The organism is Longilinea arvoryzae (assembly GCF_001050235.1).
GTDB classification, from domain to species: Bacteria; Chloroflexota; Anaerolineae; order Anaerolineales; family Anaerolineaceae; genus Longilinea; species Longilinea arvoryzae.
Genome location: NZ_DF967972.1, coordinates 2,525,614 through 2,538,019, shown reverse-complemented (window position 1 = coordinate 2,538,019; position 12,406 = coordinate 2,525,614). Strand labels below are relative to the sequence as shown.

10 protein-coding genes are annotated in these 12,406 nt (G+C 58.7%); 5 read left to right on the top strand and 5 right to left on the bottom strand.

Translation table 11 applies throughout. The features are described from left to right. Positions 1-83: 83 nt before the first annotated feature. Positions 84-1,145 (top strand): L,D-transpeptidase, encoded by a 1,062-nt coding sequence (locus LARV_RS11215; RefSeq protein WP_075073722.1) that lies wholly within the window; start codon positions 84-86, stop codon positions 1,143-1,145. A gap of 10 nt (positions 1,146-1,155) precedes the next feature. Here LARV_RS11215 and hemW read toward each other — a convergent pair whose 3' ends face one another. Continuing rightward, positions 1,156-2,394, bottom strand: a complete 1,239-nt coding sequence (gene hemW / locus LARV_RS11210) for a radical SAM family heme chaperone HemW (RefSeq protein ID WP_083522508.1) — start codon at positions 2,392-2,394, stop codon at positions 1,156-1,158. Positions 2,395-2,585: 191 nt separating this feature from the next. Here hemW and LARV_RS11205 point away from each other — a divergent pair, with 191 nt between their 5' ends. Next, positions 2,586-3,677 carry a LysM peptidoglycan-binding domain-containing protein gene (locus LARV_RS11205; protein WP_075073721.1) on the top strand — a complete coding sequence of 364 codons (1,092 nt, stop codon included), beginning with the start codon at positions 2,586-2,588 and terminating at the stop codon, positions 3,675-3,677. Between the two features lie 74 nt (positions 3,678-3,751). On the opposite strand, the gene trxB is transcribed toward LARV_RS11205, so the two are convergent. Then, positions 3,752-4,729 (bottom strand): thioredoxin-disulfide reductase, encoded by a 978-nt coding sequence (gene trxB / locus LARV_RS11200; protein ID WP_083522506.1) that lies wholly within the window; start codon positions 4,727-4,729, stop codon positions 3,752-3,754. Positions 4,730-4,791: 62 nt separating this feature from the next. Further along, positions 4,792-6,138 (bottom strand): aminotransferase class III-fold pyridoxal phosphate-dependent enzyme, encoded by a 1,347-nt coding sequence (locus tag LARV_RS11195; RefSeq protein ID WP_236709959.1) that lies wholly within the window; start codon positions 6,136-6,138, stop codon positions 4,792-4,794. A gap of 132 nt (positions 6,139-6,270) precedes the next feature. Here LARV_RS11195 and LARV_RS11190 point away from each other — a divergent pair, with 132 nt between their 5' ends. After that, complete coding sequence (locus LARV_RS11190) at positions 6,271-6,672, top strand: DUF309 domain-containing protein (RefSeq protein ID WP_075073719.1); 402 nt, start codon at positions 6,271-6,273, stop codon at positions 6,670-6,672. 18 nt (positions 6,673-6,690) lie between these two features. Here LARV_RS11190 and LARV_RS11185 read toward each other — a convergent pair whose 3' ends face one another. Beyond that, the gene (locus LARV_RS11185) at positions 6,691-8,361 is read right to left on the bottom strand and encodes a CapA family protein (protein WP_075073718.1); all 1,671 of its coding nucleotides are present in this window, start codon (positions 8,359-8,361) and stop codon (positions 6,691-6,693) included. A 1-nt stretch (position 8,362) separates the two neighbouring features. Continuing rightward, entirely contained in the window at positions 8,363-10,012 is a 1,650-nt protein-coding gene (locus LARV_RS11180; RefSeq protein WP_075073717.1) for a CapA family protein, read from the bottom strand. Positions 10,013-10,154: 142 nt separating this feature from the next. Between LARV_RS11180 and LARV_RS11175 the strand changes: the two genes are divergently transcribed. Beyond that, positions 10,155-11,312: a thiolase domain-containing protein gene (locus tag LARV_RS11175; RefSeq protein ID WP_075073716.1), complete on the top strand. Its 1,158-nt coding sequence runs from the start codon at positions 10,155-10,157 to the stop codon at positions 11,310-11,312. A 147-nt stretch (positions 11,313-11,459) separates the two neighbouring features. After that, on the top strand, positions 11,460-12,314 hold the full coding sequence (locus tag LARV_RS11170) for an AlkZ-related protein (RefSeq protein WP_075073715.1): 855 nt from the start codon (positions 11,460-11,462) through the stop codon (positions 12,312-12,314). Positions 12,315-12,406 lie beyond the last annotated feature (92 nt).

Here is a 12,406-nt window from a genome sequence, read left to right as displayed (position 1 = left end):
TATATCGCAAACCCGGGCGGTCTGAAAGTCATTTCGAGGAATTTTTTAGAAAAAAGTTGAAAATATTAAGGTATAATCGGACCATGCTTCACCCCAAGCTGACCCGGCGCGATTTCCTCAAGCTGGCTGGTCTTTCCCTGACCAGTCTGGCATTTCGTCCCCAACTGAGCAGGCCCTTCCAGGGCAGCGGCGACGATCTCGATTTCAACCGCCTGATTCGCATCACGACCGAAACCGTCAGTGTATATTCCGAACCCAGCGACAAGAGCCGCATCCTCTACCAGCGCACCCGCGACGAGCTGGTGAATGTCTACGCGGAAGTCATTTCGGATGACGGCCCGGGTTACAACCCGCTGTGGTACCGGGTCTGGGGTGGATACATCCACTCCGCTTACACCGAGCCGGTGAAAGTCCAACTCAATACCGTCCTGACCAACCCGGATCCGGCCGGGGTTCTTTCGGAAGTCAGCGTTCCGTTCACCCAGGCTTATCTGCCCAACAACAAAACCACCTGGGATCCGATTTACCGTCTGTATTACACCTCGACGCATTGGATCACCGGGGTCATCGAAGGCCCGGACGGCGAACCCTGGTACAAGCTCAAGGACGAATTGCTCGAAATCGAATACGCCGTGCCGGCGGTTCACATGCGCGTCATCCAGCCCGATGAATTGACGCCGCTTTCTCCGGAAGTGCCGGCCCAGAAGAAACGCATCGAGGTTTCACTGGCCCGCCAGGAATTGACGGCTTACGAAGAAGACAGAGTGGTGCTGCATACCAAGATCGCTTCGGGCCTGCCGGACAAACGCAAACCGGCTCCCGGGCTGATCCTGACCGAAACGCCGGTGGGCGAATTTCACGTCCAGTCCAAGATGCCTTCCAAACACATGGGCGACGGCAACATCACCTCGGATATCTATGCCTATGAACTTCCAGGAGTCCCCTGGACGTCCTTCTTTGTGCCCGAAACCGGGGTGGCCTTTCATGGCACCTACTGGCATACCAATTACGGCATCACCATGAGCCACGGCTGCATCAACATGAAACCTGAGGAAGCCAAGTGGATCTTCCGCTGGTGCACGCCGGTCACGGATGAAAAAACCATCGAAAAACGGGGTTATGGCACCCTGGTGATCGTCTCCTGATTCGCAAACGCTAGTCGCGCCAATCCTTCGGTTTTTCGCGGCCAACGAACTGCCGGAACACCCGGTTTCCCAGCAGCCGGCCGCGCTTCGAAAGGCGCAGTCTTTCTTTTCCGCCGTCCCACTCCAACAGTCCTTTTTCGATCAAATCGTCGATATCCGCGCCGAACAGCTCTTCCAGGCTTACCCCGAAACGACGGTGGAATTCCGCTGCGGGAACGCCCTCGCCTGTCAGGCGCAGGCCGACCATCATGGTCTCCTGGACTTCCGTCCAGCGATCGATGGGCGCCGCTTGAATGGTCGCCGGACCCACCGGGAAGGCTTCCCGGGGCATCGTCTGGCAGCGTTCGATGTAGGCCGGGATGGCAGCGGCGTTGACCAGGCGATAACCCGAATGATAGCCGTGCGCGCCGGCGCCCAAGCCCAGGTAAGGCTGGTTGTGCCAGTACTGCAGGTTATGCCGGCAGGCTGCCAATTCGCCATCCTTAACCTTCGCCCAATTTGAAATTTCATACTGCTGAAAACCGGCCTGTTCCAACCGCTCGCTGGCATAATCGTACATATCTGCCGCCAGATCATCGTCCGGCAGCGGCACCAGACCCCGCCGCAGCCAGGATTGAAACGGCGTTCCGTGTTCGATGGTTAGCGCATACAGCGACAGGTGATCGGTCTGCAGGTCGATTGCCGTCTCGAGGGTGTTCTGCCAGCGTTCCAGGCTCTGGAAGGGCAAACCAAAGATCAAATCCAGGCTCAACAAATCGAATCCGGCCTGCCGCGCCCAATTGACCGCTTCGATCACATCGTAAGTATCGTGCTGGCGCTGCAACAGGCTCAGGTCATCCGGGTGGGCGGACTGCATGCCGTAGCTCAGGCGATTGACGCCCAACGATCGCAAAGCGCGCAGCCCTTCCAGGGTCACCGTCCCCGGATTGGCCTCCATGCTGATTTCCGCCCCCGAGTCCACCGCGAAGCTCTCCCGGCACGCGCCCAGGATGGCTTCCATGTGCTGCGGGGTGAGCAGAGATGGCGTGCCGCCGCCGAAAAAAAGGGTATGCACGCGGATCGGTGCGGACAAATGCAAATTCTCGACACTCGAAGCGCCCATCCAGCGAATTTCCCGGCAAAGCGCATCCACGTATGCCGGAATCCGGCTTTCCAGTCCGGCATACGTGTTAAAATCACAGTACGCGCAGCGATGCCGGCAAAACGGAATGTGTAGGTAGAGACTGGTGGGTTGCATATGCGTGAGCATAACACGCTTTTCTCCTCATTTCCAGTCGCCCCTGGAATAAGGGGCAAATTTCATTGTGGACTTGACGATAAATTGGATATGGTATAATCCCAGTTTACCGGGGATTTCCCCGGTGATTTCTGTAAAAGAAGATTATGAGCCCAGAAAACACACCCCCTAAAACAAAAGTATGCCCAACCTGCGGAACACGTTTGAACGAAAACGCCACCCGCTGCCTTGTCTGCGGCCGCACTTTCCAGACTAAAGAAACTCCCGCGGCCAAAAGCTCGACGCCATCGGTCAAAAGCCCGAAACTGCCTGAGCTCACCGTCACCCTGCCGATTGCACTGGTGATGATCCTGTTGTTCGTTGCCATCGGCGCAGGCGCCGTTTACGGCATTCTGCAGGGCACCGGCAAAGTCGTCGAACCGACGATCACCCCCACGGCCAGCCTGACCCCAACCGTGACCCTGACCGCCACCATCACCCCGACCGGCACCATGGCTCCTTCTGCCACACCCCTGCCGGATGTGGAATACACCGTCAAACAAAACGACACCTGCCTTTCCATTGCGTTGGCCTTCGATGTAAGCGTCAACAGCATTATTTTGAAGAATAACCTGTCCACCGAATGCATCCTGAGCGTTGGCACCAAACTGCTCGTTCCGCAACCGACGCCCACCCCGGCGCCGCTGCCCACCGAAACCCTTCAGCCCGCCGCGGCAACCGAATCGGCCTGCCAGACGGTGGATTACACCGTCACTTCGACGGATACGTTGGGATCGATCGCCGCCAACTATAACGTCTCTGCCCAGGCAATCCGCGAGTACAACGGCCTGCCCTCGGACGTGGTTTTCGAAGGCGCGATCCTGAAGATTCCGCTGTGCCAGCGGCTGCCCACCGAAGGGCCGACGCCCACTGCGACCAACCCGCCGCCCTACGCGGCCCCCAATCTGCTGCTTCCGGCGGATGGCGCCGTGTTCATGACGGCCAGCGATGTGATCACCCTGCAATGGGCGGCCATCGGCGGCATGCTTCCAAATGAAGGCTACGCCGTCACCGTCGAGGATCTGACCGAAGGCGCCGGCCGCAAGCTGGTCGAATACGTCACCGATACGAAGTACATTGTGCCGGCCAATTTCCGGCCGACCGATGCCCTCCCGCACGCCATGCGCTGGACGATCGTCCCGGTGCGCCCGGCCGGTCAGAATCGCGAGGGCCAGGCTCTCTGGGAACCCGCCGGCGCAGTCAGTATCAGCCGCGTGTTTGTCTGGATGGGTTCGGGTACGACTTCGAATCCGTAATCGACTCGAAAAGATGAAAACAAATCGGCCTGGATTTTTCGATCCAGGCCGATTATTTTTTATGGGTTGGAACTTTACCGAACTTCTTCTCTTTCCAGGAAGCGCGTGGCTTCGATCGCAGCCGCCGCACCCATGCCGGCCGAGGTAACCACCTGACGGTAGGTCTTATCCATCACCTCACCCGCGGCAAACACGCCCGGCACGCTGGTATGCATCAGAGCGTCGCTTACAATGATGCCCTTCGGATCCATCTCGAGCTGGCCCTTGAACAATTCGGTGTTGGGCGTATGGCCGATGAAGATGAAAATACCGTCCGTTTCGACATTGGAAATCTCGCCGGTCTTGACGTTCTTGACCTTGACGCCGCTGACCTTTTCTTCGCCGACGATCTCGGTCACGACGGATTCGAGCAGGAAATCGATTTTGGCGTTTTCTCGGGCGCGGTGCTGCAAGATGGCCCCGGCGCGGAATGCATCCCGCCGGTGAATGATTGTCACCGATTTTACGTAGCGCGTCAGGAAAACGGCTTCTTCCAACGCACTGTCGCCGCCGCCCACCACCACCACTTTCTTGTCCTTGAAGAACCAGCCGTCGCAGGTGGCGCAATAGGAAACACCGCGCCCGGTCAGTTCTTCCTCGCGCGGAACGTTCAAATGATTGGGGCTGGCGCCGGTTGCAATGATTAGCGAATCGGCCAGGTACTCGCGGCTGTAAGTTTTCACATGGAACGGCCGGCTGGAAAGATCGACTTCACTGGCCAGATCGAATTCGAATCGCGCCCCAAAGCGTTCGGCCTGCTTCTTGAACAGATCGCCCAATTCACCGCCGCCAACGCCCTCGGGGAAACCCGGGTAATTCTCGATCGAAAAAGTCAACGAGGCCTGCCCGCCCAACTCGTTACCGGTCAAGACCACCGGATTGAGTTCTGCACGCGCCGCGTACAGCGCGGCTGACATTCCGGCCGGGCCGGCGCCCAATACCAGGACTTTCACGTGCTCCATTTCCTCGCTGCTCTCGGCAACGGCGGGCATATCCGTCAGTTTTAACTCCATCTCAACTCCTCAATGATTAGCGTTCGTCTACCTTTAGATGTCGAAAAGTAAAGAAAGTTTCATCACTTGACAGCCTGGTCGGTGATATCCAGCGCCTTGTCAATGACCGCAAAGCCTTCGGCAAGCTGCTCGGGGGTGATGATCAACGGGGGCAGCAGCAGCGCGGTGTGCCAGTGGACGGATTGATAGACTCCGTGATCCAGCAGATATTTCTTGTACGCGGCCATTTCGGGGCTGGACCCGTTGTACGGCGCAAGCGGTTCGCGGGTCTTGCGGTCGCGCACCAGTTCGATGATACCAAACAATCCGATCGAGCGGACCTCCCCCACCGAAGGGTGCCGTTCGACCAGCTCGGCCAGCATATCGGCCATCACCTGGCCGGTCGCCCTGGCCTTTTCCACCAGGTGATCCTGCTGCATCACTTCGATGGTCGCCACCGCTGCCGCCAGTGAAATCGGATGCCCGTTGTAGGTCAATCCGCCTTCGTAAACCCGATCTTTGAAGGCATCCGCGATTTCAGGCTTCATGGCCACGGCGCCGAGGGGTGCGTATCCCGAGGTCAGGCCTTTGGCCATGGTCAGGATATCCGGCCTGACGTCCCAATGATTGACCGCAAACCATTCCCCCGTACGGCCAAACCCGCTCATCACCTCGTCGCAGATCATGACGATGCCGTATTTATCGCACAGCCTGCGCACACCGGGCAGATAGCCGGCCGGCGGAACGATGACGCCATTGGTTCCGGTCACCGATTCGACCAGGATGGCGGCGATCGTCTGCGGGCCTTCGTACTGGATAATCTCCTCCAGATGGTTGAGATAATCCTGGCAGAATTCATCCTCCGAAATCCCGGGATTGGTGCGATGGAAGGTCGAGCGGTAGCGGTAGGGGTCCAGGAAATGCACCACGCCGGGCATGACCGTGGGCTCCCAGGCCACGCGGCGCGGGTCGCCGGTGGCTGAAATCGCGCCGAATGTAGCGCCGTGATAGGAGCGGTAACGCGACAGCACTTTGAATTTTCCGGTGTAACCCCGTGCCAGCTTGATGGCGTTTTCGTTGGCATCCGCCCCGCCCAGGGTATACAAATAGCGCGTCAACCCGGCCGGCAGAATCTCGGCCAGTTTCTTGCCCAGCAGGGCCCGCGGCCGGGTCGCCATGCCTGGTCCGGCAAACGGCAGCTCGCGCGCCTGGTCCACGATCGCCTGGATCACGCGCTCATCGCCGTGACCGATGTTGACGCACATGGTCATCGAATTCAGATCCAGGTAGCGTTTATCGTTGACGTCCCAGAAATAGACACCCCTGGCCGATTTGACCGGAATGGGGTTGACCTTGCCCTGGGCAGACCACGTCCAGAAATTATGCTCCATTGAGAGGGGCAAAATTTCATCATCGGGTAGATGGATCATCATATTCCTCGAAGTTTGAGATTGAGACTGCGGTGGAAACAGGTCTATCCTATCACAATTTTTCATTGGAGGGCATTCCTACGAACCGAAGAAATCCACGCCATGCTATAATTTTTCTGCAAAATCAAACCAATGGAATCAGCGGACTCTCCCATTCCCTGCACGCCCCCACTGCCTGAGACCGTACTGCGCGGCCTGGCCAGTTTCAACGCGGGTCGCTATTTCGAGGCCCACGAATACCTGGAAACCGCCTGGCGGGCTGAAAGCAGGCCCATTCGCGAACTTTATCAGGGGATTTTACAGGTCGGTGTGGGTTATTATCATCTGCAGCGCGGGAACCTGGCCGGCGCGCGAAAGGTGTTTCAGCGCGCGCGCCTCAGCCTGGCCAAATTTGGCGCGACTGCATGTGGAATCGATATCGCAGGACTGCTGGTGGATGTCGATCGTGTGGAAGACGCCATGCAGGACCCGGATCACCTGGCTCGACGCCTCGAAGCCGGCCTGCTGCGGCCCATCCGTTTCGTTTCCGGTTGATCTACGATCCGGCTCGACCTACCAGCCGCTGGCGGAGAAAATCACGCCCAACATTTCGGCGCGTTCTTCATCGGTCATGGGCCGCGGGCGGGAATAATCTTCCAGGCGGGCCGTCAAAAGCTGGGTGCTGATATAGTGGCCGTCATAGAAGATATGCCGGTCGACAAACTCGCGCGCCGTCCAATCCGTGATCTCGCCGTTCGGCAGGGTATAACGCATCTGGTCGAAGAATAGATTACCCAGCCCGTAATGGATCAGGCCGCCATCCCGGAATTCGAGCCCCATCGGGTAATGCGCCTGGCTGCCGCTGACGATCACGGCGCCGGCATCCGCCAGCGCGCGAAAGTCGCGCTGTTCCCAATCCAGCGCATTCGGGCGGTAAGCCTCGAAATATTGGAGCGTCACGATCGGCAGGTAACCCTCCGAGCGTAACTGCCGGATTTTGGCCTTCATCCATTCGTAATCATCGCACGGCGCTGCCCCGGGCTGCGAATCGGTGGCCCAGTCATTGTCCGGACCGGCCGGGTTGCAACCGATGAAGGCCAGTCGGTTGCCGTGATCTTCGACCAGCAGCGGCTGGCGGGCTTCTTCGAGTGTAGAACCGCCGGCAAAATAGCGCATCCCGACCTTGTGGTAAAGGTCGAGTGTGTAGGTCAGCGGCTCGCGGCCGTAATCATTCAGGTGGTTGCCGCTCAATTCGATGATGTCGATGCCGGCGTCTTTCAACAGGTTGATGTAATCCGGTTGGGAGCACATCTGCAGGCTGGTATCGGTAAAATGCGCCTTCGGACAGTCCGGCGTAAATGAGACTTCGTTGCTGGTGTGCGTCAAATCGGCATTTTGCAGCCAGTCGAGGATGCTGCTGGCCGGATAATCCACCCCCTTGGCGTCCATCATGGCCGCCGTGGTGCGCACTAATGCCGTGACGCCGGTCATGACCAGGACGGTGAGTTTGGTCTCATCGCGGTTGGTGAGCGGATGTTGGCTGGCCTCATCCGAATACAGACCGGTCAGTGTAAAGGAGACTGCCAATGGATAAGCACCTGCGTCCAATCCCCGTACCAACGGATTTTGCCCGTCGATGCTGATCACCTTCCACTGCGGGTCAAGCTGCTCTAAAGGCAGCAGCGCCCAGGCTTTTTCACTGTCGCGAATTTCCGCCAGTTCCGTCGAATCATTGGCTACACGCAGATTATCGGAGTCCGCTGGACCCCACTGGGTTTCAAAAGCATGCTGCGTGGCGGCGCTGAGCGCCATCGGCGCGCCGCCGAACGGTTGCACATTTTCCCCACGCCAGAAAGCCTGAAGATCGGCCAGCGATACATTATCCTGAATCGTCGCGAATGGCGCGGCCAGGACGTAGATCCAGTGAATGGGCGCGTTTGCATCCGACGAGGGTTCGAGACGCGATGCCGCGTGCTCGGGGGAATCGGCGATGATCATATTCTCCGGCAGGGTCAGGTCCGCGATCAGCGCTTCCGGTACGGCCGGATCGATCCATAGGCCCTGCGCTTCAGGCGTGGCAGTAGGCGAGTTCGTCGGCAGGGGTTGGAAAGGCGTCGCGCTAAGTCTCTGTTCGTTCCCCGGTTTGAGCGGACTACCCCCACTGCTCTGGGCAACCGGTGAAGTGCAAGCGGTCATGAGGAGGACCAACAAAAAAGCGCTGCGGGCAACAATGGATTTTTTCAACTCACCACCCACTTTCCGAAAACACGATTTTCAGCAGGGCCGCGCGTTCTTCCGGCGTCATCAACCGCGGTTGGGCATAATCTTGCAGCTTGATGGTGAACAGCTCGGTGCTGATCAGGTGTCCCTCGTAAAATACATTCCGGTCCAAAAAAGCCCGGCTGGATCCAAAATCCATCTGGTCGAAGAAGGTATTCCCCAGGCCGTAATGAACCAGCGTATCCCCGACGAAGGTAAATCCCTGCGGGAAATGGGACTGGCTGCCGCTGATCAGGACCGCGCCGGCCTTGGCCATGCGCTCTGAGATCACGCGCTGGGCGGATGTCGGTTTGTAATCGTAGACTTCGATATGCTGGATGGTGACGATGGGCAGATAACCCTCCTCGCGCAGCGCACGAATCTGGGATTCAATCCAGTCGTAATCGCACTGCGCCGAACCGGGTTGATCCTGCCCGGCCCAGTCCGCGGAAGGCCCGGAGGGATTGCAGCCGATGAAGGCCAGTTTATTGCCGTTGACCTCCACTTTGTAGGGCTGCCGGGCCTGTTCCTGCGTCCAGCCGCCGCCGTAGACCGCAAGATTCTCACTCGCATAAAGCTTCAACGTCTCTGCGAAGGCATCCGATCCCCAATCCAGCAGGTGATTGCCGGTCAATTCGATGACATCCGCGCCGATCGCTTTCAGAACCTGCATGTAGCTCGGGCTGGTGCAAAACCGCATGCTGGCCCGCAGCGGTTTGGCCGGCGGGCACTTTGTGTAGAAGGAAACTTCGTTGCTGATGTGGGTCAGGTCGGCCGATTTCAACAAATCGCCGATTTTGTCCGCCGGATACAGGACGCCTTTTTCTTCCATGCGCAGCGCCATGTGACGCACCATGGCGGTCGTGCCGGTCATGAACACACGCGCCAGATGCCCGGCGTGCCGGTTGGTCGGGAGTTGGAAATCGGCCAGCGCCCCGGAGGCCTCTTTTCCATCCGTGGTCGACCAACCCAGGGTCGCCTTGAGCGGATATCCGCTTTCATCCAACGCCGGATCCAAGGGTGAGACTCCATCGACCTGAATGACTTTCCAGCGCGGGGTGAGCTCTTCGAAGGGCACGATCGCCCAACCCGGCCGCTGCGCCCAGGCGGTATCGAGCAGGTCTTGCGCGGGCAGGATCTGAACCGCATTCTGGGCCGGTTTTCCCCACAGCTTTTCGAACACCGTCTCCGTTTCAGCCGACAGGAGCAGTGGGGCGCCGTCGAAAGGTTCGGCGGAGTCGCCGTTCCAGGCGCTGCGGATGGATTCTGAACTCACCTCGTCAGTGATGGTTGGAAACGGCGCCACCAGCGCATAAATCCAATAGGCTGTTTTTCCTTCTTTTACGCCGCCGGTTTCCCAGGTCACTTGAACGTCAGCCTGGTCGGCCCCGCCGCTGGCCTGGATCGGATCTGACCACGGGATGGCATCCCGAAACGCGATCGGCAATTCCGGGTCCACCCAGACCCGAATGGGAATCGGAGTGACGGTCGCGGTCTGGGTCACCCGGACGGTTGGAACAGAGGTGACTGAGGGCAGGGCATCCTGCTGCAGCGGGTGGGAGGTGGCTGCACAACCGGTAAGAATCGCCGTCAGCGTACAAAGCAAAGCCAGCTTTAGGCGAAAAGGTTTCGACAATGGATTCTCCTCGAGATGGAAATGAGTACCGGCCTGAATTATACTTTACTCCATTCAGGGCGGCTGTCCGGGCAGCCTGATAGCTCCTGACAGCTTTAACCCGTATAATGCTGGTAGAACTTCATAATAAAGGATTGCAACCATGCGCGAAGTCGCCGTTTTGGGGATTGGACAGACGAAGGTCGAAGAACAATGGGATAAATCGCTGCGCGAACTTGCCGGTGAAGCGGTACTGGCTGCGTTGAACGATGCCCACCTTTCGGCGGTCGACGCCATTTATGTCGGCAATATGATGTCCGGATCGGCCAACAAACAGCAGCACCTGGGCGCCTACATTGCCGATTGGGTGGGCATGCGCTATGCCGAGGCACTGCGCATCGAAGCCGCGTGCAGTTCAGGCGCGGCTGCCTTCCGCAATGCGGTGATCGCCGTGGCTTCGGGCGCGCTGGATTCCGCCATCGCGGTCGGCGTCGAGAAGATGACTGATTCTCCCGGCCATGAGATTACCGCCGAACTGGCCACCGCGGCCGACGCCGATTATGAAGTCGACCAGGGATTGTCCTTCGTGGCCATCAACGCATTGATCATGCGCCGCTATTTATATGAATTTGGCTGGAAGAAGGATGATTTTGCGCCTTTTTCGATCAATGCACATGCCAATGCAGTCTACAACCCGTTCGCGCGTTTCCACGAGCCGCTGGACGAGAAAGGCTACCAGCGCGCCCCCATGGTGGCCGATCCCATCAACCTGATGGACGCCTCTCCGATGGGCGATGGTTCGGCCGCAGCCGTGATTGTGCCTGTCGAGCGCATTTACCGCCAGCCCGGTGTCCCGCTCATCAAGGTCGCCGGCTCAGCCGGCTGCACCGATACGATTGCCGTGCACGACCGCCGCGATCCCCTCTGGCTGATGGGCGCCGAACGCTCGGCGCACAAAGCGTACGAACAAGCCGGTATCGGGCCGGAAGATATCGACGTGTTCGAATTGCACGACGCATTCAGCATCATGGCCGCGCTTTCTTTGGAAGCCGCCGGATTCGCCGAACGCGGCCAGGGTCCGCGCCTGGCGCTGGATGGCGAAATCCGCCCGAACGGACGAATTCCCATTGCCACCCGCGGCGGGCTCAAAGCGCGCGGGCATCCGGTGGGCGCCACGGGAATGTACCAGATCGTCGAGGTGGTCCAGCAATTGCGCGGCGAATGCGGTGAAACCCAGGTTCCCGGCGCCAAAATCGGGATGGCCCAGAACATCGGTGGAAGCGGCTCGAATATCTTTGCGCACATTTTCAAAGCCGAATGAACCCAGGCTCCGGGATTTTCCCCGGAGTCTTTCTCACGGGTAAAAATCCTCCGGGTCTGGTCGAGACAAACCTGCATCTTCGCCCGATTTCTGGGGTCACCACCTTCGCCCTGGAAAAAATCTTGTATATCGGGTAAGATTCAGAACATGATTTCTATTTCATTGCTCAACCAGTATCGTTCGCAGACCTTCAACATGGCGCCCGGAATGCGGCTGACCTCGGCCGCGGAAGCGGTGAACTTCGTCAACCGGCGCGGTTTTGTCACCTTTTGGCCGGTCAAGGGCATCGTGATGCCCAGTTTATGGGCAGCTACGGCCGGCGACCGGCCCGTGGCAGACGAGCACGACGATCCCGGGCACATCACCTGGGGCTGGAAGGACGAATTGCTGCCGCAGAAAGTCTGGTATTACGCGCGCGTGCTGCGCCGTAGAAACACCATGATCTCGCTCGAAGCGCTACCCTACTTCTACGCGCTATCGCCGAATTATGGCGATCCGGAAAACGATTACCTCGATCAATACCAGCAGGGCCTGATGACCAATGAAGCCCGCCAGGTGTATGAAACCCTGTTACACAAGGGCCCGTTGGATACCCTTTCGCTGCGCAAGGAGGCCCATCTCACCGGCAGCGATTCGCGTTTCAACCGCGCCCTGGAAGATCTGCAGATCGAGTTCAAGGTTTTACCGGTGGGCGTGGTCGAGGCTGGCGCCTGGCGCTACGCGTTCCAATACGAGATCGTGCCGCGCCATTTTCCGGAGTTGATCGACCAGGCCGGGAAGATTACGGAACCCCAGGCGCGCCGTTGGATCCTCGAACGCTATTTCAACGCCGTTGGGGCCGTCCCCAGGAACGAGGTTGTGAAATTATTCGGCTGGCGTCTGGATGCATTCGAGCGAACGTTGACCGCTTTGCTCAAGGACGGCGTTCTCACCCCGGCAGTCGAAGTGGAGGGCAGCTCGCAACCGCACCTGGCCCTGACCTCGTTCGTTGATGGGATATGAGAGCCTACCGGGCGCACTGCAATTACCCGAGCCGCCGATCCGAATGGGAGGTCAGGCACTGCGCCAAGATGGGTCGGTTTTCTTCTAAATAT

Bases quoted from the DNA above. Each gene is read 5' to 3' on its own strand.
- LARV_RS11195 (WP_236709959.1), bottom strand. From the start codon at position 6,138: ATGATCCATCTACCCGATGATGAAATTTTGCCCCTCTCAATGGAGCAT.
- LARV_RS11215 (WP_075073722.1), top strand. From the start codon at position 84: ATGCTTCACCCCAAGCTGACCCGGCGCGATTTCCTCAAGCTGGCTGGT.
- LARV_RS11190 (WP_075073719.1), top strand. From the start codon at position 6,271: ATGGAATCAGCGGACTCTCCCATTCCCTGCACGCCCCCACTGCCTGAG.
- hemW (WP_083522508.1), bottom strand. From the start codon at position 2,394: ATGCTCACGCATATGCAACCCACCAGTCTCTACCTACACATTCCGTTT.
- LARV_RS11175 (WP_075073716.1), top strand. From the start codon at position 10,155: ATGCGCGAAGTCGCCGTTTTGGGGATTGGACAGACGAAGGTCGAAGAA.
- trxB (WP_083522506.1), bottom strand. From the start codon at position 4,729: ATGGAGTTAAAACTGACGGATATGCCCGCCGTTGCCGAGAGCAGCGAG.
- LARV_RS11170 (WP_075073715.1), top strand. From the start codon at position 11,460: ATGATTTCTATTTCATTGCTCAACCAGTATCGTTCGCAGACCTTCAAC.